We start from the raw sequence: 19,490 nt of genomic DNA on the forward strand, positions 1-19,490 counted from the left end.
CCGGGACGTTCGACGCAGGACGGAGAGGACATGCGGATCATCGCCATCGAGGAACACTTCCTCGATCTCGACATCGCGCGGGCGAGCAGGCCCGAGGCTGAGCGGCTCAGCCCCGCCTTCGCCGCGGCGTACGGCGCCGGCCAGGGGTACAACTACTCGCCAGCGCCCGAGGTGCTCCTCGACCTGGAGGAGGGGCGGGTCGCCGACATGGACGCCCACGGCATCTCCATGCAGGTCCTGTCCAGCCTTTCCACGCAGCAGCTGCCTGCCGACGTCGCCGTGGAGCTCGTCCGGAAGGTCAACGACCGCGCGGCGGCGGCCGTCGCGGCGCGCCCGGACCGCTTCGCCGCCTTCGCCGCGCTGCCGACGACCGTGCCGGAGGCCGCGGCCGACGAGCTCGACCGCGCGGTCGGTGAGCTCGGCTTCGTCGGGTCCATGATCAACGGCCGGACCGGGGACGCGTTCCTCGACGCGCCCCGGTTCGACGCCGTCCTGCGCCGGTCAGCGGAGCTGCGGGTGCCCGTCTATCTGCACCCGGGCGTCCCGCCGGTCGAGACCTCACGGTCGAACTACGAGGGTGGCCTCGACCCGATCGTCACTGCCCGCCTGCAGACGAGCGCCTGGGGCTGGCACGTCGAGACGGGCATCCACTTCCTGCACCTCGTCCTCGCCGGGGTGTTCGATCGGTACCCGGACCTGCAGGTCATCCTCGGCCACTGGGGCGAGATGGTTCCCTTCTTCCTCGAGCGCATCGAGGAGGCCCTGCCGCAGCAGATCACACACCTCGACCGCCCGGTCGGGGCCTACTTCCGCGAGAACGCCCACATCACGCCGAGTGGGATGTTCAGCCAGGCCCAGCTCCAGTTCTGCGTGGAGACGGTCGGGATCGAACGGATCATGTTCAGTGTCGACTACCCGTTCCTGGGCAATGACGGCGCGGAGGCGTTCCTCCGTCAGGCGAACCTGCCCCCGCTCGCCACGGAGAAGATCGCCCATCTCAACGCCGAGCGTCTGCTGGCGCTGCCGAGCTGAGCGCGGTCAGATCTCCTGCCAGTCCCGGCTGACGGTGAGCGACTGCAGCGCCACCTGCACGGTGGTGGAGCCTGGGCCGTCGACGCAGGCGAACCCGGCGGTGTAGTCACCGAGGGCGACCAGCCGAGGTGGGGCCTCGTCGAGCGACCACCGTTGGTACGTCGCGCGGGCGCGCAGCAGGGTCGGGTTCTCGTCGTCGACGTCGACGTGGACGGCGAAGAGCAGGTGTCGGGTGGCGCGGCCGGCGGCGAACACGCCGCCGTAGGTGGTCGCCAGATCGTCGCGCCCCCGGGTCGGGCCGCCGCCGAAGCCGACCGTGGCGTGCTCGAGGACGGCCAGGACGCCCTCGAGGCCGCGGGCGTCGACCGCGGCCAGGTACCGGGTGAGCGCGTTCTCGACGGCGTGGCGCGCGGCGGGGAGATGCTCGTGCAGGATCACGTGGGAACCTCGGGCGTCGGCAGGGTGCGGGCGCTGCGCGTCCTCACGCCCGGAGGGCACATCGCGTTCTGCGACATGCCCTCCGAGCCGTGACGACGCATCGATGTCGGGTGCCGGCCGGACTCAGGCCGGCTCGGCGGCCCTGGACCTGCGGGGCGGTCGTGGCGAGGACCTGCCGCACGCCCGGGGGTCCCCATGACCGTGTCGCGCACGGGCTGGTCGTGGGCGGTGAGCTGGCGCAGGTCGGCACTGATGGCGTGAGGGGGTGGGGAAGTGCTCCCGCGGGTCGAGCGCGATGGTGGCGTGCTGCAGCACGTTGGCCCGCCCACCCTCGTCCTCGTCCTTGTCGTGCAGGCGGCCGGCGGACACCACGGTGCCGTCGGCCATCGCCTGGGTGAGGATCCGGTCCAGACGGGAGTCCCCTCCGCAGCAGTGCTCGCGCACCTTCCCCTGGGTGTCGCGCACGGTGGTCTGCTGCGGTGGTCTGCCGCGGCGGCCGGTCCTCGCGCGGTCGGCGGGCGGCGGGCGCGGAGGAGGCCGTCGACCATGTCGTCGAGTAATTCGTGGTGTCCTGGCCGACGGTGCTGGCCCAGTCGGCGCCCGGCCCGTGCGCGTGGAAGGCGGCCAGGGAGCCCCTGCCTCCAGGCGCTGCATGTAGTCGTCTCCGCTCGTCTCGGCGTCCGTCCCGGCGCCCGTGCCCGTGCCCGTGCCTGGGCCCAGGTCGGTGCCCTTCCCGGCGCCCGTGCCTGTGTCTGTCCGGCCGGAGTGGCTTCGCTGGGCGCTCTGGCGCTTCCTTGCGAGTCTGCGTCGAGGCTGGGGCACGGGTCCGGCCTGCCTGGCGAATGATCACGGCCGCGCTGCCGCACTCTGCCACAACGGGCCTTACTCCATGGTGTGGTTCGGGCTGAACGGGGGGCTGGCACGCTCGTGGCCGGTGGGGGCCGGGGCATCTTCGCGGTGGGCCGTGTCCCGCACCACCGGCATGGTGGCCGGCGCGCAGCGGTGATCGTGGTGCGGTGGTGATCGTGGTGCGGCGTGGCAGGAGTGGTTCCTCCAGGACGCCGGCGTGGCGCGGGTTTTCCGGCGTGGTGGTCTCTGGGAGCTGGGGTGGGGGGTGTTGCTGGCCCCCTTGGGGGTGCTGGGGTTGGCCCCCGGTGTGGCGGGGGTGTTGGCGCCATGGCGCAGCATGACCCCTGGTCCGTACGTTTGAGCAGGTCAGTGCGTTGTTGGCCGATTCAGGACCGGAGTCTTCCATGTCTGAGACCGTCGCGCTGTCTGTGTCCACCGCACCCGGTGGCGCCGCCGGGCAGCGGGGGAGTGAGTTCACTGCGCTGCTGCGGAAGGTCAGGGGGCGGGGGCTGTTGGAGCGTCGCAGGGGCTGGTACGCGCGGATGATCGCCGTGAACCTCCTGGTCCTGGCCGCGGTGGTGACGGGGTTGGTCCTGGCCGGGGACACCTGGTGGACGCTGTTGTTGGCTGTGCCGCTGGCCGTCTGGTCTGCCCGCACCGCTTACGTCGGCCACGATGCCGGGCACGCCCAGATCGCCGTGGGCCGCCGGGCGAATCGCGCTATCGGACTGCTCCACGGCAATCTGCTTCTGGGCATGAGTTACGCGTGGTGGAACGACAAGCACAACCGGCACCACGCCAACCCCAATCACATCGAGAAGGACCCGGACGTCGGCGCCGGCGCGCTGGTGTGGACTGCGGAGCAGGCGGCTGTGCGCCGCGGGTTCGCCCGTTGGGTCACCCGCCACCAGGCGTGGCTGTTCTTCCCGATGCTGCTGCTGGAAGGCATTGCCCTGAAGGTGAGCAGTGTGAAGGACCTGTGGCGGCAGCCGGTGGGCGGGCGGGCTGTGGAGGGCGTGCTGCTGGCGCTGCATGCGGCCGGTTACGGTGCCCTGCTGCTGACCTGCCTGCCGGTGGGGAAGGCGGTGGTGTTCGGGCTGCTTCATCAGGCGCTTTTCGGGCTCCATCTGGGAATGGCTTTCGCGCCCAATCACAAGGGCATGGAGATGCCCGGCCCGGCGGGGGAGCGGTGGGGTCATCTGCGCCGTCAGGTCCTGACTTCGCGTAACGTGCGGGGCGGGCCGGTCACGGACTGGCTTCTGGGCGGGCTGAACTACCAGATCGAGCACCATCTCTTCCCGAACATGCCCAGGTGTCACCTTGGGCTCGTACAGCCTCTGGTGCGGGAACACTGCCGCAGTCTCGGGCTCCCGTATGCCGAGACCGGGCTGCTGGACTCCTATCGGCAAGGGCTGCGGCACATGCACGCGGTCGGCGGTGCGGCCCGGCCCGAGTGAGAGCGCGGGCGGCTGCGGGGACACCGGAGCCGGTCCGGGCGCGTGGCGGCCGGCGCGGGGTGGACGGGGTGACCACCACGGCGCCGTCCTCGTCCGCCCGGACGTGGCCGGCGGGTTGAGCGATGACCTGTCCGGGCTGGAGACCCGCTCGGGTGCAACGGGTCACGCAGCCCGTCGTGTTCGCGGTTTTGCCACGTGGCGGCAAGCCATTCGTCGAGAAGTTCCTGCAGCTGGGGCAGCGACCAGAGCGGTTGCTTGTCCAGGTTGCGGCCGCGGTGGTCGGCACTGCGTCCGGTGTGGCCCGCGCGGCGAACTGAGCGAAGAGCGTGCCGACGGAGTCAGGCATCTTCTCCACGTGCCCCTTCTGGAACGGGGACGCCGTGTGCGTGGGCTGGAAGTCGGTCTCCAGGAAGCGGCAGGACGCCTTGACGTGCCGGGGAGATGAACGCTTTGCCGTGATCGCAGACGATCATCTCTGGCACGATCACCGGCCTCGCGGCAGCGTGTTCCAGGCGTTCATCGATGTCCAGCAGCCGCCGGTGCGGCAGCACCGATCGCGACATCCGCAGGGCGTCGGCCCGGCCCGGCCGCATCAGTTCCGGGGTGACCGTGCGGGCCGGCGGCACGCTTGTGTCGACCGCCTTCGTGGTGGGCCGCAGCACCGCTGCGGTCACCGTCCTGGTCGTGACATCGACCATGCCAGTTGAGTTCGACTTTTCCGACCCCCCCGTCATCGAGGCGGACCAGCACGTCCAGCGGAGTGGAGTCGATCTGCACCACCTCGCCCGGCGCGAACACCGTCCACTGCCCGAACGGGGCCTTCGCCCCGTGGGCGCGCGAGCGCCGGTCGCGGGCCGTTCCCGAGACGGGACTGCCCTGCGACAGCTTGGCCAGCAGTCGGCAGAGCGTTGCTCGAGACGGCAGCCCAGCCGTCTCACCCTTCTCCCGCAGGATTTCGCCGGTCCGCCAGATGATGTAGGTGCCGGTGCGGGTGGAGTCGTCCTCGCCCTCTTTGATCGCCTTCCGCATGGCCTCGACCACCGCGTCATCGACTGTGCCGGACTGCGGCTTCCTGCGCACCGGGCGCCGGTCGGCCGGCCCCAGCAGCCCTTCGGCCTGGTAGCGACGGCGGAAGTTGCCGACCGTACTCCTGCACGCCGAGCTCCTCAAGGCCATCGCCCCGGAGTGGGCGTCCTTGCTCGCGCTGCCCTCCAACCGGCGCGGCCAGGACCTGTACGCCCGGCTCGGCTAGGAGTATGCCGGCCCCTACCGCAACACCGCCGACGGCCCCGAGTTCGGCCTGCTCCTCCTCAAGGTCGAGGACGCAGCCTGACCCCCTCCAGTACCGATGTTCACGAGAGGCGCTTCACCGCGGGCCGGGCGGCCCCTGCCGGTCCAGCTCCTCCTGGAGCCAGTCAGGCAGCTCAGCGCGGTCGGCCGGAGGGCTGGGGCTTGCAGTGTGCTGCGCGGAGAGCTCCCGCCCGGCACGGGGAGCTGGGTGGGAGCGGTACCGTCCCCTCCAGCCGTTCTTCAGCACAAGGGGACAGCGTTGCCTTCCAGGGAGGTCACCGGGCCCAATGAGCACACCGCCCTTCTGCGCACGCTCATCCAGTAATCGGCCGGTTCCAGTGGTGCCGGTGCCTTTCAGGCCTGACGGTCAGTGGAGGCACTCCCACTCGACGATCATCGCGCGCAGGTCGGCGCGATCGGTCCGTACCGGAAGGCTCGTGCCCGGCCGGACCTCGGCGGCGTGGTTGAACGGCACGCGCACGTGCCGGGTGACCCAAACTGGACTCTCTGCATGGCTCCTACTCGACCCCGAAGAGCCCCGTGAGTTCAGCGAAACTGAAGCCTGTTCAGCGGGAACTCGCGGGTCGGTCCGTGTGCATCAGCTGGGAGTGTCGGCCGGTTCGGTGGGAACGCGGGAGTTCATAGCTGCGAGGTGGCGGCCTTCCACGTGAACTGCGAGTGCTCGTGCCGCGGCTTCCTGGCCGACATCGCTGGCGGTCGCATAGAAGTTGAGGCCGAGCTCCTCCAGCGCTTCGGGAGCAACTCGTGCAGGGTCGTAGCCTGCTTCGGCGCAATGATCGAGCCAACTTTGCGATGTGATGGCGCATTTGTGGCTACATGCTGCTCACAGCCCCATAAACCTGACACCGCTGTGACCTGCGAGATCGCCAAAAGCCTGCGAAGAAAGTTACAGGAACCAGCGAGGGATTCACTGGAACCCGCGACATTTTCGCAGGTGAGAGGCGTATTGAGGATTTCTCTCGCTGCCGGAAAGCAGCTAGAGCCGGGCTCGTCGCCTTCGTCGGATGGATCGACGGGACACCCGAAAACACGGCCGGGTGTCCTGCGGATCTCTTCGCCGTGCAGCAGGAGGTGGCACGCGATGCCTGAGAGTCAGCAGTCGGCCCGGGAGCCCGAGTCGGAAAGCGCAGATCAGGCGGAGCGTCGCAAGAACCGGCGCCACGAGCTGTGGCTCAAGGTGCTGGACGTGGCGGGGAAGGTTGCAGGCAAGGCCCTCGACCAGCGGTAACCCCCGGACATGTCAAAGGCCCGGAGGAAGCCGGGCCCTGACCATGCGATGCACGCAATGAGTGGGTTCGTCCCGAGTTCTCTGGTTTGCAGACCAGAGGACAGCGTACTGATATTGCCCCACCTTGATCCTGCTGGTGGGGTTGCGAAAGATCAGCCCGGCCCGCTTGGCCCAGGCGAACAGCGAACGCAGGGCGACGAGTTGATCGTGGCGCTGGCGCCCGTGCAGCGTCTGGGCGTGGGCGAGGACGTCGTCGCGGGTCACCTCTCGCAGGTGGTCGTAGCGGTTCGACCACTCCAGCAAGGCTGGTCGGACCCGGTTGAGGTGGAGCCAGACCGTGCCTGATTGCCGCGGGAGGCTGCGGGGACCGCCATCGCGTAGGACTCGGGTCCACCGCTCGGCCTCCGAGCGGATGCCGGGTGCGAGGCCCTCCAGTCTCTCGGCGAGCCAGCGTTCGAAGGAGGGTTCGCTGTCGTCCTCGAAGATCCCCATCTCCTCCAGGACTGTGACTGTGTGGAGGACGGGAAGATCGCGGGTCCGGAGCAGGGCGAAGATCTCGCTGTGTCGGATGACGTCGCCCTCGACGTACCCGGTGAGGACGAGGGCCAGGCCGCGGTTGACGGCGAAGCGGATGTCGCGTCCCCAGCCCCGGGCCTCGGCAAGCTGGTGAGCGAGGTACTTCGCCCAGGCCAGCCAGGGGCTGACCAGGTCGGCGACGGCCGGGTCGAGTCGGCTGTAGTCCCGCGGGATCTGCTCGAACAGCGGCAGCTGCCTCCAGCCAGGATTCGGCCTCCAGGCCGGTGCGGGCGGCGGCTTGCACGAGGCACCCCACCGTCCTCCGTGCGGCCGAGGGGTGGGTACCGATCCGTGGCGGTGGTGCATGCCCATGAAAAACAGCTGGTGGTGCCGGACGGCGCCGAGCCGGTCCCTCACGTCCGCCTCGTCTGCTTGTTGGCCGGCGACGGCCTTGGCACTGAAGCGGGCCTGGCACCAGCACAGACGGCAGTAGTCCCACTTCAGCGGTTGGACACGGCGGCAGCCGACGCAGGCGGCTGTCTTGTGGCTGCGGCCGAACATGTAGCAGGCAGGGCAGAGGCGTCCGCTGAAGTTCCCCCAGGCCAGACAGCTGCCGCAGGAGTCGGTGGGCTTGCGATGGCCCTTCGGATACCGGCTCATGCTGGCGGCAGCGACCGGCCGTCGCGGCGCTTGGGGACCACCGCCGGGGCGACGGTTCTGGAGCCGACCGCGGCTTGGCCGACATCCTCTCGCCCGGGGCGGTTGACCTTCTCCGGCTCGGGAATCAGCAGGTCACCGATCTCGCAGCCGAGCACGACGCAGATGACATCCAGGTCCTCCAGCTTGAGGGAGACCGGCTGACCGGACCACAGCCCGGACATCTTCCCCGCCGAGATCACCAACCCGTGTTCGGCCAGGCTTCGTTGGAGCTCGGACGCCTTCCAGATACCCTTGTTCGCGGCGGTCAGCCGCAGGTTCCACCTCATCGGACCAGCCCTTCCAGCCGCTTCGCGGCCCGCTCGGTCCCGGCGACCCAGGCGTCCTCGACCCGGGTCTGCTGGACGTGGACGTATCGCATCGTCGTGGCGATCCAGGAATGTCCCAGAACCTCCTGAATTGCGAGCAGGTCCAGCCCGTTCGCATAGAGCTGGGATGCACAGAAATGCCGCAGGACGTGCGGCGTCAGCTTCTCGCCCCAGCCCGGCAGATGCGCCTTGGCCGCCCCCTTGAGCCCGCCGCGCAGGGCGTCGTCGCCCACCCGGCGCGAGGAGCCGTCGGCGCATCTGCGCTCGGAGGGGAACAGCGGGGCGCCGGGGCGGGTGTGGTCGTCGTCGAACTGGCCCCACACGTCCTCGATGAACCATCGCAGCGTGCGGTCGGCGCCGTTGATCAGCGGCACCATGCGCTCGCGCGGCCCAGATCCGCGGGCGCCCTTGCCGTGGCGGACGTGGAGCTTGCCGAAGCGGCCCAGGTCCCACTTAATGTCGGCCAAGTCGAGCTTGCACGCTTCGCTCACCCGCAGGCCGACCTGTGACATCAGCTTCGAGGCCGTGTAGTTCCGGGCGGTCGGGGCGAACTTGCGGCAGGTGGCCAGCTCGCCGCCCCAGCCGGTGAACAGTGTCTCGACCTCCGGCTCGCTCGGAGGGATCCGCAGCTGGGCGTCCTTGGCGCCTCGCGGCCGGTTCATCTCGTCGATCGGGCACTCGACTACCCGGCCGGTCATCCGGTGGATTTCGACCTTGTGCCGCAGCTCCAGGAACATGAAGTACGTGCTCAGTGCCTGTGACCGGCCCAGCCGAGTGCCGCTGGGCGAGTGCCGCAGCACCTTCCCGAAGTACGCGTCCGCGTCGGCAGGCTCCATGTCCCACAGGGGCCGGCCGAACCAGGTCCTGATCTGGTCCAGGTGCCCGACGTCCCCGCGGATCGTGCCGTCCGCCAGGCCGGCCGAGGCCCGCGCGAGGACGAACCCGGACAGCACGTCGGTCTCGAACCGCTCCAGTTCCTCCGCCGTCGCGGGCGCCCAGCGCTCACGCAGGTCCCGTACGACTGCCAGCGCCGCCAACCCGAGCCTCCTCGCCTTCGGCCCGACTGCGGAGGTCGGACACGGTGAGAACGCTTCAAGAATCCCGAAGTTACGTCACAAGACCACAGAGCACACGAAGGAGGAAGAACCCCCTGGCCACAGGGGCAAGGACTCAGCGGGGCTCAGGGGAACTCCCGGGATGTCGCACACCATGAGGTCGGCCCGGGTCCCGCTGGCCGCCGCGCACGCGACGACGGGGCTGCACACGCTGCTCGGCGTGATCTCCGCCAGCCAGGACGCGGTCGCTACCGGAGACGTGGACACGCTGGCGGCGCAGGCGGGGCAGCTGGAGGCGGCCCGGGAGCCGTTGCAGAACGCGATGAACCCCCCTCCTGCCCCCGGGACAGCGCCGGCGGCGGTGTGGACGGCGTGGCCAGCCATGACACGAGTTGGTCGATCGCTATGCTCGGCTTGGTATGAACGGGGTGGGGGTAGGAATGGCTTCCGATGTAGAGCTGACGATCACGACGGGCACGGCGAAGTTCGCTCTGGAGGACCAGCGCTGGTTAGATCAAGTAGCGACACTGCACGCCGCCCTGCGCGGGGAGGCCGGGACAATATCCCGGCGAGGTGTCCCGGAGCCAGGCGCGAAGGGTGCTGTGGAGGCCGTGATCCTCGCCCTGGGCTCGTCCGGCGCGTTGACCGCTGCGGTGGCGTGCTTCCGGACCTGGCTGGCGCGGGACAAGACACGGGCCCTGACGGTGACGTGGACCGATGACCAGGGCGCCGAGCAGACGCTGACGGTCACCGGCAACAACGTCGATCAAGCATCATTCCAGGCCCTGGCGGAGGGCGTCGGCAGGCGTCTCGGAGCCGACTGATGCCGGCCGACCCGCACTACCGCGCGTTGCTGATCGGAAACGCTACTTTCCCTCGCGACCCCCATGCGCTGCTGACTCTGCGCGGACCGTTGGTCGACATCGAGAAACTCGGACAAGCACTGACCGATGACAAGGTCGGGCTGTTCCCTCCTGACAACGTCCTGTCCCTGCCGGACAAGGGAGTTCAGGAACTGCGGGAAGAGCTAGACCAATTCTTCACCACTGCAGGGCGCGAGGACGTGCTGCTGCTGTATTACAGCGGCCACGGCCAGCTCGATGAACACGGGCGCCTGTACCTGTGCGCCGGCGACACCACGCCGGACCGGCTCCGCGCCACGACGCTGAGCGCCGCGGAGATCAACAACATGATCGACAGCTCAGCCGCCGCGACCACTATCATCGTGCTCGACTGCTGCCACAGCGGCACGTTCAAGACAGGCGCCAGCCTGGCCTCTCCGGTGGCAGGCAAGGGCCGGTACGTCCTGGCCAGCAACAGGGCCACGCAGCTCGCACGCGATGCCGAAGTAGAGGGGCAGCCCAGCCCATTCACCGGAATGCTCGTGCACGGCCTGCGGCACGCCCAGTCCACCAGCTACCTCACGGTCCGTGAGCTCTACGACCAGGTGCACCACTGGATGACCAAGAGCACCCCCCTGCCCCCACAGCTGAGCTTCGCCGGGGAGGGCGACGTCGCCATCGCCCGCCGAAAGAAGAACCGTCCTCGGCCAAGACCCGCGATCCCCCCAGCGCCTGACCTCCTGCGCGCCCCCCTTGCCGGCATCAGGAAGAAGCCGACTGCCGAACCCGCCACCCAGACGCCCTCCCCGCGTCACCTCGAATCCGACCCGCCGCCGACCACGCGCGGATCAGTGACACTCATCGAAGGGCGCGGAAGCACAATCTGGGAGTGGGCCGGCAACTGGGGCTATGCCGGCCCCTGGAGCATCCTGTTGCTGGTGATACCCGCGTACTACCAGTTTTTGGCGTACCACATGGTGCCTACTGTGTGGGACTTTCTCGGCATAAAGTTTAATGGCCCGGACGAAAACCTGTCCGGGGGGATCGGGCTGCAAGCCGTACAGCTCGTTCTCTTCCTCACCCTGATATTTGGTCCCTGTACGGTCGTCCTGGGGGTCATTGGTGGACTCATAGGAGTTTTGGCGTCGCCGTTGAGGCTGCAGGTCGATGGTGTCGCCCTCTCCAAACTCGGGCGCGGCGGGAAGGTGGTGGACCGAAGCTGGGACGACATCACCAAGGTATACGTGAAGGCCGGCACGAAGGCACTCACCGTGCGCATCGCTCCGGGGACCAAGCAAGCAGACTTCGACAGCTGGGATATTCGCCCCGCTAACCCGCTGGCGGCGAGAGAGTTCATCCGTCTCGTCCGGTTCTATGCCTCCTCGAAGTTCGAAGACCCAAAGCCGGACAGCAGCAAGTAGGCCCCGGATTCCGCCCAGTCGTGCCGGGGCCCCTTGTGAGAATGCTCGCCGTGCCGACGCCCCGTCCCGGGGCCAGCTGTTGGAAACGCGCTCAGTGCTGCACCTGGTGACCCTCGGCGCCGAAAGCGGCGAGTACGGCAAGATTCATACCAACTGGGGCCTTGAGTACGGCGCCGTCACCACTGCCCAGATCATCCGCGGCTGACCCCTGCCCTCACCCGCGGCGCCCTGCCCCGATTCAGACACCCGGGGGCAGCCCTTGGGACAGCAGCAGTCCGCCCTTCAGGGTGATGCCGCGGCGATCCGGTCGGAGTATGTCGCGGTGCGCCTTGCGCCCGGCCGGGGTGGAGCTGTCGTCGGCGAGGGGATGCACTGCTCCAAAGCGGCATGGTGGAGCGCGAGCGAGGCGGTGACACGCACCGAGTAGCCCTGCCCCTGGTGCTCACCGCCGAATGCATCGCTCCTACCCCAACACCAAGATCAAGGAGTTCCGGAGGACAGGCCGATGGCCCGAACGCCGGCGGGCACCACGATGAGCCTCAGGCAAGCAGGCCCTGTGAGAGGCCGGGGTGGGGTGAAGCTTCCCCTGGTGACTGGACACCTGGAGACTGGAACATGAGGTTCCGGAGGAAGTAGTGCCAGGTGGGTAGTCAGTACTCGAAGCGGTATTCGGAGGAGTTCAAGCGGGACGCGATCGCGTTGGCCCGTTCCTCCAGCAAGACGATCACGGAGGTCGCGCGGGATCTGGGGTGAGCCCTGAGAGCCTGCGCGGCTGGGTCAAGCGTGACCGGATCGACCGTGGTGAGAGCGGGGCGGGTGAGCTGACCAGCGCCGAGCGCGAAGAGCTCAAGCAGTTGCGCAGGCAGAATGTCGAGCAGCAGAAGACGATCGAGATCCTGAAAAAAGCTGCGGCCTTCTTCGCCCAGGACAGCGACCGGTGAACGAGGTCTGCCGGTTCATCGCTGCGGAGAAGGCCACGTATCCGGTGGCCCTGCCGTGCCGTGCCGTGCCGTGTCCTGGCTGTGGCCCGCTCCTTATGCCTGGCTGGAGGCCGAGGAGGCGCGGCAGGAACGCGAGCGCGCGGATGAGGCCCTGGCCCACGAGATCACAGTGATCCACCTCGCTTCGAAGGGTGCCTACGGTGTCCCGCGCGTGCACGCCGAGCTGCGGCGACTGGGCCGGACCATCAACCGCAAGCGGGTTGAGCGGATCATGCGCGAACGCCGGATCACCGGTGTCACGCGCCGAAAACGCCGCTCGCTGACCCGCCCCGACCGGCAGGCACGGCCGGCCCCAGACCTGATCGGGCATGATTTCACCGCCACCCGGCCAGGCACCCGGCTGGTCGGGGACATCACGTACCTGCCCACCCGCGAGGGCTGGCTGTACCTGGCCTGCTGGCTGGACCTGGCTACGCGCGAGGTGGTCGGCTACGCGATGGCCGACCACCACCGCGCCTCCCTGGTAGTCGACGCGCTGCGGACGGCCCACGGCCGGGGCGACCCATAACCCGGCCGCATCATGCACAGCGACCGCGGTAGCGAATACACCTCGGCTGAATTCCGGGCCGAGATAAGCAGGTTGGGACTTCGGCAAAGCACCGGCCGGACCGGCTCATGCTTTGACAACGCCGCAGCCGAGAGCTTCTGGGCCGTACTCAAGGAAGAGATCGGCATCCGGCTCTGGCCCGACCGGGCCACCGCCCGCGCCGAGGCCTTCGCCTTCATCGAGACCTTCTACAACCGGCGCCGCCTCCGCAAGCACCCTCTCTTCGGGTACCTCACACCCCACGAGACGCGACAGCGGTTCCGTAACGACCACGTACTCGCAGCGTAGAAGAAGAGTGTCCAGGACCACGACCCTGCTGGCCAATTCACATGGCGGCTGCGAGTTCGCGGCGGAGGCGCGTGAGGCGTGAGGTCCAGGCTCCGGAGGGTGGGATACCGGCGAGCCAGGCGTCGGTGCGGACGAGGTTGAGGGCGGTCGCAGTCAGCATGTGCTGGAGATGAGTGCGGGCGAGCCCGCGGTAACGGGCCCGGTGGACATCACAGCGGCTGGACGCCTGGGCCATGGTGCTCTCGACGCCGGCCCGCAGCGCATAGCGCTCCTTCCACGCGTCGGTGGCCTGCTCGGCGCGGATCCGCTGCTGTGTCTCCAACTGCTCACGGGGCCGGAAAGTCATGGCGCGCGCGTTGCGCTCGGAGCGGGTGCAGCGGGATCGGTCCGGGCAGGTGGTGCAGTCCGGGAGACGGAAGGTGACCTGGATGATGGGGAGTCCGTCGCGGCTGTGGGCTTCGCGCCAGTACCGGCTCTGTTTGCCGTTGGGGCAGGTGACGTGCCGGTTGTCGAAGTCGATGGTGAAGTCGCGCAGGTCGAACGCGTCGGGGTCGCGGGCCTGCCAGCCCGAGTCGGGTGGGAGCGGCCCGGTCAGAGTGATGCCGTTGTTCGCGGCGGTGATGACGTGGTCGACGCTGACGTAGGCGGCGTCCACGAGTTCCTCCTTGGGCGCCCGCCCGGCGGCCGTGAGGGCCTGGTGGCGTCCAGCGGTGGTCTCCACGTCCGCGCGGCTGGCCTCGGTGGTCTCGACGTGCACGATCAGGCGGGGCTTGTCGGGCGTGGCGGTCTCGGTGAAGTGGGCCTTGTAGCCGCGCCAGGCCATGCCCCGCTTGATGCTGTAGCGGGCCTCGGTGTCGTACGGGCTGCCGATCGAGAGCGATCCCGGCGGCAGGTCCTTGGCTGCCCGCAGCACGCAGGCCCCGTTGTCGGCGCACTGGTACTGCTGGACCCAGACCTGTCGCAGCACCTGTACGGCGGGAACTTCCCGGATCCAGCCCGGCGCATGCGCCGCGTAGGCGGCGGCCAGCAGGCGCCGGCCATCCTGGCCGACCGTGCGGGCGAGCGCATCACGGGTGGCCTCGGTCCTCGGCAGCCGATAGTCGCTGGCCCGCCGCTCGTAACGGTCCCACCAGTCGAGCGAGGTGTGCAGGATCAGCCACCCAGGCGCGGCTGCCGCCAGGGCCTCCAGCGCGGCCCGCATGGTCTCCACCACGAGCTCCAGCCGGTTAAGCAACCGGATATTCGCCACCACGTGCGTGGCATCGGTGCGCTGCACACCCCCGGCCCCGAGCAGCTGCCGTTCGGCGAGCAACTCAAGGGTCCGCTCCAGAAGACGGCCCGCGGACTCCTGCTCGACCAGGCGGGTACGGAACTCGCTGAGCACGGAAGAGTCGAAGCCGGCATCGGTCAACTCCAGCCCCAGACAGTACTTCCAGTCGATCCTGCCGCGTACCGCGTCGGCGGCCTGCCGGTCGGTCAGTCCCTCGGCGTACTGCAGAACCGCTACCATCCCCAGGAACCCCGGCGACAAGGCCGGATGCCCTCGTCGCGCAAACAGATCGGCGAACTGCGCATCCGTGAAGATCTCACCCAGCGCGTCCCGGACCCGCATCGCGAACGTCCCACGCGGGAAGGCGGCACGAGCCACCACAGCCGTCCACTCCGGAACCTCACGCACAGACCGCGGCCACATAGACATCGAGGAACCCCGTTCATCGGCTCCCCGCGCCAGACTTACGCATCCGTGATCCCCCGTCGAAGAACAGCTGAACCGCCATGTGAATTGGCCAGCAGGGTCGACCACGGGGAAACTTCACCTGTGCCCCGGTGCTGAGGTGGTACTGGTGCGCCAGGATCCGCACCTTGGCGGGGTGACCGTCGCAGCGGTTGTCCGCGACCGACATGCTGACCCTGGCGGAGTAGTGGCTCTGGAAGGTGACGGTCGCGCTGCCGCAGGCCCCGGAGAAGCAGATGTCCCGGCGTTGTGCCGCGGCCTGGGTCTGGGCGGACGGCTGGTCGGCCTGCGCCGACGCGGTCCGGACAGCCCGGCGCCCAACGCCACGGCCGCTGCTGTGAGTGCGAGCCGCTTGTGCATGCTCATATCCGATTCCCTTCTGTGTTCGGCTTCGTCATCCATCTCAGCGGCTGGTGATAAGGGACCAATCAATCTCTTCTCACTGCGGCCAGTCACACCGGATTCGTTCCTGTCGCAGGTGTCCAAGCTCTGGCAAGCATGGACGGCTTGCCGCTGGCAGCAGCGACGTGCAAGGCCGCCGGGCGACCGGACTTTGAGGCGGACTTTCGGCTGGTTGTTCTGGCCGTGAGCGGTATTACTCCGGGCTACGGTGTGTTCTTGGCATGACGGCCGGGGCGGGAGGGCAGCGGAGATGAAGCAGGCAGTCTTCGTGCAGGCCTGCGAGGAGCGCCAGTGGGGTCAGCCTGCGGTCTTCCTCGAGGCATATATGCAGCGGTGGCCGAGCGGTTGGGAGAGCCGCAGAAGGTCACCTCGCGGCAGTTTCATCGGTGGCGGCAGCCCGATCCGCCGTGTCCACGGCCCTCGAGTCAGCGTGTACTGCAAGAGATGTTCGGAATGCCGCTCGAACAGCTTGGCTTCACTGTCCCCCCCCCCGCCGGCGACCCGCGGCTACATCTCCTGCCGTGTCCGGCACCTCAAGGACGGCAGGTCCGCAAAGACCGGGGCAGGACAGCCCGCCCCGTCAGTCCGCCCCGCCCCACAAAGAATCTTCTGCCCTGCTGCGCTTCGCAGTGCTGGGCCCGGTGCGGGTCTGGCGCGGAAAGCGGATGCTGCCGCCCGGCCAGCCGCAAGAGCGCGCTGTGCTGTGTGCGCTGCTGCTGCGCCAGGGTCGGACGGCGACCTCAGACGAGTTGGTGGACGCGGTGTGGGGGGAACACTCACCGCGTCGCGCGATCGCCGCACTGCGCACGTACGCTTTCCGGCTGCGCAAGGTGCTTGGCCCCGACCTGGTGGTTTCTGATGCCGGTGGCTACGCGGTCCGTATACCACCCCAAGCACTGGACTCACCGAATGCGAGGCATACGAGGCGGCCGCGAAGCGCGCCAGAGCAGAAGGCGACCTATCCGGCGCCCAGAACCTCCTGCGCCGGGCGGCGGCCTTATGGAGCGGTGAGCCGCTCGCTGGGGTCCCTGGCCCCTACGCGTACACCCAGCGCAGCCGCCTTGCACAGCGGCGCTTGGCGCTTCTGGAAGCTGGCGTAGAACTCGACCTCGAACTGGGCCTGCACACAGAGGCCGTCTCAGAACTCACCACGCTATGTGCCGAAGGCCCTATGCGGGAACGACCGCGCGCACTGCTGATGCTGGCCCTGTACCGCAGCGGACGACGAACCGAGGCACTCGGCGTGTACAACGACACCCGCCGCATCCTCGCCGACGAACTCGGCTTGGACCCAAGCCCCGAACTCGCGCGACTTCATCAACGTATCCTGCGCGCAGACCCCACCCTCGCCGCCCCCCAGGGAGACCCGGCCAGCGGGGGAACCGCGTGCCCGGCCATGCCGCGCCCGGCACAGCTCCCGGCAGCACTGACCGACTTCACAGGCCGCACCACCATCATGGAGACCATCCGGGAACGGCTGCTGCAGGCTGTACCTGGGCGCCTTTGGACTGCCGCAGGCGGCTCCCGGTAGCCATCGGGAGTGGCAAGTCCTACTGGCCGATGCACAGAACCGGGGCCAGGCGGTCGCCGGAACCGTGTTCTTCGCCTGCACGAGCTGACGGCAGGCCACAAGGTGCAATCGCTGCTCAGGAAATACGGCATGAGGCGCGGGCGGCGTGAAACCGTTTCGGCTGACAGGCTTCCCTGAACGTTAGGCCACATCTCAGCATGATGGCCGCGGAGTGCTTCCGGAGAACCACTCACATGAGCAGGAAGCCGAGCAGTCGGGAGACGAGGGGACTGTAAAACGTTCGGTGTAACTCCCGATCATGGAAGATACATCGATGACCAGTGAGAACGTGTCCGGCTCTGTCGAGCCCGTGGAGGCTGTGCCGGCGAAGGCCGTGGACGACCAGTTGATCGACGAGCTGGTGGGCCGGGCCCAGGCCGGGGGTCTGCAGTTGACTGGTGAGGGCGGGCTGCTGCAGCAGCTGACCAAGCGGCTGTTGGAGTCCGCCCTGGAGGGTGAAATCACCGACCACCTCGGCTATGACAAGCACGACCCGGCGGGCAAGAACGGCGGCAACTCCCGCAACGGCAAACGCTCCAAGACAGTCCTGACCGACGTCGGACCTGTGGAGATAACCGTGCCCCGCGACCGCGACGGCTCCTTCGAGCCGAAGATTGTCAAGAAGCGGCAGAAGCGTCTGACCGGCGTCGATGAGATGGTCATCTCGCTGGCCGCGAAGGGCCTGACCACCGGCGAGGTCCAGGCCCACCTGGCGGAGGTCTATGGTGCCGAGGTCTCCCGCCAGACAATCTCCACCATCACGGACAAGGTGCTGGAGGGCATGGCCGAATGGCAGAGCCGCCCCCTCGACGCCGTCTATCCGGTGGTCTTCATCGACGCCATCCACGTGAAGATCCGCGACGGCGCGGTCGCCAACCGGCCCGTCTACGTGGCCCTGGCCGTCACCGCCGAGGGCCGGCGCGACATCCTGGGACTATGGGCCGGCGACGGCGGCGAGGGCGCCAAGCACTGGCTGCACATCCTCACCGAAATCAAGAACCGCGGCGTCAGTGATGTGCTCATGCTCGTCTGCGACGGGCTCAAGGGCCTGCCCGAGGCAGTGGAGACCCTCTGGCCGCGGACGATCGTGCAGACCTGCGTGGTGCACCTGCTGCGGAACTCCTTCCGCTATGCCGCCCGCCAGGACTGGGACAAGATCGCCAAGCTTCTGAAGCCCGTCTACACGGCGCCGACCGAAGAGGCCGCCCTGGAGCGGTTCGCCGAGTTCGCCGATGCCTGGGGCCGGAAGTATCCGGCGATCGTGAAGCTGTGGGAGAACGCCTGGGAGGAGTTCATCCCGTTCCTGCGGTTCGACACCGAGATCCGCCGCATCGTCTGCACGACGAACGCGATCGAGTCGGTCAACGCCCGCATCCGCCGGGCGGTCAAGGCTCGCGGCCACTTCCCCAACGAGCAGGCCGCCCTGAAGTGCGTCTACATGGCGATCATGTCCCTCGACCCCACCGGCAAGGGCCAGGCACGCTGGACCATGCGTTGGAAGACCGCGCTGAACGCCTTCGACATCACCTTCGACGGCCGCCTCTCCGCAGCCCGTCAGTAACCATCAGCCCCAGTTACACCACTCGTTTGACAGACCCGAGACGAGCCGTCGGCCCTGACCACAAGGCGGTCGACCTGCTCGATATCGACGACGACACCGTCACTGCGGTTCAGCTCGCAGACTGCTGCTCCGCCGACTTCTCCTCCGTGGCAGTTCCGGGAGCCTCTGGGGCGGTGTAGAAGACGGACGCGCCCTGCTTGGTGCGCTGGGCCTGGTTCTTGGCCACGAGGTTTTCGAGCGTGGTGCGCACGACGGTGGTCTTGACGTTGCGCTCGGGGTGCTGCTTGTCGAGCGCGGCGGTGATTTCGGCTGCGGAGCGAGGCTCGCCCTGGCCTGTCAGGTGCTCGCGGACCAAGCCGACGAGGGTGGGCTGGGCCGATCGTGCGGCGGATGCCTCGGACGCGTTCTGCTGGCGGGCCGGGTTGGCGGACTTCTTTGCCCGGGGCTGCTTGTCGGCCTTCGACGCCGCAGTCTTCTTCTTGCGGGGCGCGCGCACTGCTGTGCTGGACTCGGATACAGCGGGCGCTGATGCTGAGGTCCCGATGGCCTGCTGGATGTTCACCAGGACGGTGTGGTCCTGCTTCAGAGCGATCAACTGTGCTTTCAGCGCGTCGATTTCACCGCTGATTCGTTCCTGTTCCTTGAGGTTGCGCTTGAGGTCATCCGCAACCTGCGTGCTGTACTGCGAGGTCAACTGGGTGGGCGGAGCAGTGGTTTCGGGCATGTGCTTACATCCCTTTCTGGGTGCCACGGCCGACGAGACGCAGCTCGTGGCGTAGGCGCATCTCATGCGTGTGCTGTGGGGCCTGCTGCCAGGTGTGCCGGGAGCAGGTACTCCCGCACGGCAATGTCGTAGTGATAGTACGGAAAAGGCATGTGTTTTGCTCTGCCGCGTGACGCAGACGCAGCGGGTCCGAAGTCTGGTGATGGTCAGCACGCACCTGCGACGGCATGCCGGTGAGGAGCCAGGCAGGCTGACGGGGGCAGCTCATCGGCGTCTCGCAGACGATTCCGGCGCAGAGTGTGCCTCATTCACTGCTGCACAGCCGGCCTGCTCCAAAGGTTGCCTTCTTCCCGGCACCGGACGCCAGGGCCCCATCTGCAGGCGCTCGCACGACTCGGGCGGCGACGGCACAGCCGCGTTGCACACTGAGGCGTGCGTAGCGAAGATCGTGGACGCCGTGTGCCGCCTGGAGGCCGCCACCGACGACG

General features: G+C 68.4%; 20 protein-coding genes and 3 pseudogenes. 14 read left to right on the forward strand and 9 right to left on the reverse strand.

Features of this window, described 5'->3' with window-relative positions:
- The first annotated feature begins 30 nt into the window (after positions 1–30).
- Positions 31–1,032, forward strand: a complete 1,002-nt coding sequence (locus tag STRVI_RS21125; protein WP_014057690.1) for an amidohydrolase family protein — start codon at positions 31–33, stop codon at positions 1,030–1,032.
- A 6-nt stretch (positions 1,033–1,038) separates the two neighbouring features.
- On the opposite strand, the gene STRVI_RS21130 is transcribed toward STRVI_RS21125, so the two are convergent.
- Together STRVI_RS21130 and STRVI_RS52105 are read right to left on the reverse strand one after the other, a co-directional pair.
- Positions 1,039–1,470 carry a nuclear transport factor 2 family protein gene (locus tag STRVI_RS21130; protein ID WP_014057691.1) on the reverse strand — a complete coding sequence of 144 codons (432 nt, stop codon included), beginning with the start codon at positions 1,468–1,470 and terminating at the stop codon, positions 1,039–1,041.
- A gap of 123 nt (positions 1,471–1,593) precedes the next feature.
- Positions 1,594–1,935 (reverse strand): hypothetical protein, encoded by a 342-nt coding sequence (locus tag STRVI_RS52105; protein ID WP_150112904.1) that lies wholly within the window; start codon positions 1,933–1,935, stop codon positions 1,594–1,596.
- A 788-nt stretch (positions 1,936–2,723) separates the two neighbouring features.
- Here STRVI_RS52105 and STRVI_RS21135 point away from each other — a divergent pair.
- Both STRVI_RS21135 and STRVI_RS54590 read left to right on the forward strand, forming a co-directional pair.
- Positions 2,724–3,776: a fatty acid desaturase family protein gene (locus STRVI_RS21135; protein ID WP_014057693.1), complete on the forward strand. Its 1,053-nt coding sequence runs from the start codon at positions 2,724–2,726 to the stop codon at positions 3,774–3,776.
- Positions 3,777–3,928: 152 nt separating this feature from the next.
- Complete coding sequence (locus STRVI_RS54590) at positions 3,929–4,093, forward strand: hypothetical protein (RefSeq protein WP_251982691.1); 165 nt, start codon at positions 3,929–3,931, stop codon at positions 4,091–4,093.
- A 199-nt stretch (positions 4,094–4,292) separates the two neighbouring features.
- On the opposite strand, the gene STRVI_RS54595 is transcribed toward STRVI_RS54590, so the two are convergent.
- A complete protein-coding gene (locus STRVI_RS54595; RefSeq protein WP_251982692.1) occupies positions 4,293–4,856 on the reverse strand; it encodes a hypothetical protein in 564 nt (187 codons plus the stop codon).
- Between the two features lie 1,312 nt (positions 4,857–6,168).
- On the opposite strand from STRVI_RS54595, the gene STRVI_RS52795 reads away from it, so the two are divergent.
- Entirely contained in the window at positions 6,169–6,315 is a 147-nt protein-coding gene (locus STRVI_RS52795; RefSeq protein ID WP_014057694.1) for a hypothetical protein, read from the forward strand.
- 12 nt (positions 6,316–6,327) lie between these two features.
- Here the strand turns inward: STRVI_RS52795 and STRVI_RS21145 are convergent, their stop codons facing one another.
- From STRVI_RS21145 to STRVI_RS21155, 3 genes are read right to left on the reverse strand one after another with little or no spacing between them, the layout of a single operon-like run.
- The gene (locus STRVI_RS21145; protein WP_014057695.1) at positions 6,328–7,491 is read right to left on the reverse strand and encodes a hypothetical protein; all 1,164 of its coding nucleotides are present in this window, start codon (positions 7,489–7,491) and stop codon (positions 6,328–6,330) included.
- Positions 7,488–7,817: a helix-turn-helix domain-containing protein gene (locus tag STRVI_RS21150; protein ID WP_014057696.1), complete on the reverse strand. Its 330-nt coding sequence runs from the start codon at positions 7,815–7,817 to the stop codon at positions 7,488–7,490. The genes STRVI_RS21145 and STRVI_RS21150 overlap by 4 nt, the downstream gene beginning before the upstream one ends.
- Positions 7,814–8,893: a tyrosine-type recombinase/integrase gene (locus STRVI_RS21155; RefSeq protein ID WP_014057697.1), complete on the reverse strand. Its 1,080-nt coding sequence runs from the start codon at positions 8,891–8,893 to the stop codon at positions 7,814–7,816. The genes STRVI_RS21150 and STRVI_RS21155 overlap by 4 nt, the downstream gene beginning before the upstream one ends.
- A 160-nt stretch (positions 8,894–9,053) precedes the next feature.
- Here STRVI_RS21155 and STRVI_RS56020 point away from each other — a divergent pair.
- The 3 genes and pseudogenes from STRVI_RS56020 to STRVI_RS46440 form a co-directional block, all read left to right on the forward strand.
- Positions 9,054–9,227 (forward strand): annotated as a pseudogene (locus tag STRVI_RS56020) (DUF6245 family protein); the annotation flags it as partial.
- A 124-nt stretch (positions 9,228–9,351) separates the two neighbouring features.
- The gene (locus STRVI_RS52110; RefSeq protein ID WP_014057698.1) at positions 9,352–9,735 is read left to right on the forward strand and encodes an effector-associated constant component EACC1; all 384 of its coding nucleotides are present in this window, start codon (positions 9,352–9,354) and stop codon (positions 9,733–9,735) included.
- Entirely contained in the window at positions 9,735–11,174 is a 1,440-nt protein-coding gene (locus STRVI_RS46440) for a caspase family protein (protein ID WP_014057699.1), read from the forward strand. Before STRVI_RS52110 ends, STRVI_RS46440 begins: the two co-directional genes overlap by 1 nt.
- Before the next feature lie 238 nt (positions 11,175–11,412).
- Here STRVI_RS46440 and STRVI_RS55605 read toward each other — a convergent pair whose 3' ends face one another.
- The gene (locus tag STRVI_RS55605) at positions 11,413–11,547 is read right to left on the reverse strand and encodes a hypothetical protein (RefSeq protein ID WP_286012058.1); all 135 of its coding nucleotides are present in this window, start codon (positions 11,545–11,547) and stop codon (positions 11,413–11,415) included.
- 269 nt (positions 11,548–11,816) lie between these two features.
- Here STRVI_RS55605 and STRVI_RS48185 point away from each other — a divergent pair, with 269 nt between their 5' ends.
- From STRVI_RS48185 to STRVI_RS50760, 4 genes are all read left to right on the forward strand, one after another.
- Positions 11,817–11,927, forward strand: coding sequence for a transposase (locus STRVI_RS48185; protein ID WP_078505316.1), 111 nt, complete (start codon positions 11,817–11,819; stop codon positions 11,925–11,927).
- Entirely contained in the window at positions 11,924–12,115 is a 192-nt protein-coding gene (locus STRVI_RS48190; protein ID WP_078505319.1) for a hypothetical protein, read from the forward strand. The genes STRVI_RS48185 and STRVI_RS48190 overlap by 4 nt, the downstream gene beginning before the upstream one ends.
- A gap of 70 nt (positions 12,116–12,185) precedes the next feature.
- Positions 12,186–12,683, forward strand: a complete 498-nt coding sequence (locus tag STRVI_RS50755; protein WP_150112905.1) for an IS3 family transposase — start codon at positions 12,186–12,188, stop codon at positions 12,681–12,683.
- A 72-nt stretch (positions 12,684–12,755) separates the two neighbouring features.
- Positions 12,756–13,010, forward strand: coding sequence for an integrase core domain-containing protein (locus tag STRVI_RS50760; protein ID WP_167543214.1), 255 nt, complete (start codon positions 12,756–12,758; stop codon positions 13,008–13,010).
- A 37-nt stretch (positions 13,011–13,047) separates the two neighbouring features.
- Here the strand turns inward: STRVI_RS50760 and STRVI_RS21185 are convergent, their stop codons facing one another.
- Positions 13,048–14,709 carry an IS1182 family transposase gene (locus STRVI_RS21185; RefSeq protein WP_043236252.1) on the reverse strand — a complete coding sequence of 554 codons (1,662 nt, stop codon included), beginning with the start codon at positions 14,707–14,709 and terminating at the stop codon, positions 13,048–13,050.
- 1,103 nt (positions 14,710–15,812) lie between these two features.
- Here STRVI_RS21185 and STRVI_RS56410 point away from each other — a divergent pair.
- The 3 genes and pseudogenes from STRVI_RS56410 to STRVI_RS21195 form a co-directional block, all read left to right on the forward strand.
- Positions 15,813–15,932, forward strand: a pseudogene (locus STRVI_RS56410) (transcriptional regulator MoaR1); the annotation flags it as partial.
- Positions 15,933–16,111: 179 nt separating this feature from the next.
- Positions 16,112–16,678, forward strand: a pseudogene (locus STRVI_RS56415) (AfsR/SARP family transcriptional regulator); the annotation flags it as partial.
- Positions 16,679–16,991: 313 nt separating this feature from the next.
- A complete protein-coding gene (locus tag STRVI_RS21195; RefSeq protein WP_014055863.1) occupies positions 16,992–18,278 on the forward strand; it encodes an IS256 family transposase in 1,287 nt (428 codons plus the stop codon).
- A 109-nt stretch (positions 18,279–18,387) separates the two neighbouring features.
- Here the strand turns inward: STRVI_RS21195 and STRVI_RS21200 are convergent, their stop codons facing one another.
- On the reverse strand, positions 18,388–19,002 hold the full coding sequence (locus STRVI_RS21200) for a hypothetical protein (protein ID WP_014057702.1): 615 nt from the start codon (positions 19,000–19,002) through the stop codon (positions 18,388–18,390).
- Positions 19,003–19,490: the final 488 nt, after the last annotated feature.

Source organism: Streptomyces violaceusniger Tu 4113, assembly GCF_000147815.2.
Taxonomy (GTDB): domain Bacteria; phylum Actinomycetota; class Actinomycetes; order Streptomycetales; family Streptomycetaceae; genus Streptomyces; species Streptomyces violaceusniger_A.

What these genes read in the sequence shown, in the direction of transcription:
- STRVI_RS52110 (WP_014057698.1), top strand. Translation starts at nt 9,352, where the DNA reads ATGGCTTCCGATGTAGAGCTGACGATCACGACGGGCACGGCGAAGTTC.
- STRVI_RS52795 (WP_014057694.1), top strand. Translation starts at nt 6,169, where the DNA reads ATGCCTGAGAGTCAGCAGTCGGCCCGGGAGCCCGAGTCGGAAAGCGCA.
- STRVI_RS21185 (WP_043236252.1), bottom strand. Translation starts at nt 14,709, where the DNA reads ATGTCTATGTGGCCGCGGTCTGTGCGTGAGGTTCCGGAGTGGACGGCT.
- STRVI_RS21200 (WP_014057702.1), bottom strand. Translation starts at nt 19,002, where the DNA reads ATGCCCGAAACCACTGCTCCGCCCACCCAGTTGACCTCGCAGTACAGC.
- STRVI_RS21195 (WP_014055863.1), top strand. Translation starts at nt 16,992, where the DNA reads ATGACCAGTGAGAACGTGTCCGGCTCTGTCGAGCCCGTGGAGGCTGTG.
- STRVI_RS21145 (WP_014057695.1), bottom strand. Translation starts at nt 7,491, where the DNA reads ATGAGCCGGTATCCGAAGGGCCATCGCAAGCCCACCGACTCCTGCGGC.
- STRVI_RS21135 (WP_014057693.1), top strand. Translation starts at nt 2,724, where the DNA reads ATGTCTGAGACCGTCGCGCTGTCTGTGTCCACCGCACCCGGTGGCGCC.
- STRVI_RS46440 (WP_014057699.1), top strand. Translation starts at nt 9,735, where the DNA reads ATGCCGGCCGACCCGCACTACCGCGCGTTGCTGATCGGAAACGCTACT.
- STRVI_RS21125 (WP_014057690.1), top strand. Translation starts at nt 31, where the DNA reads ATGCGGATCATCGCCATCGAGGAACACTTCCTCGATCTCGACATCGCG.
- STRVI_RS21150 (WP_014057696.1), bottom strand. Translation starts at nt 7,817, where the DNA reads ATGAGGTGGAACCTGCGGCTGACCGCCGCGAACAAGGGTATCTGGAAG.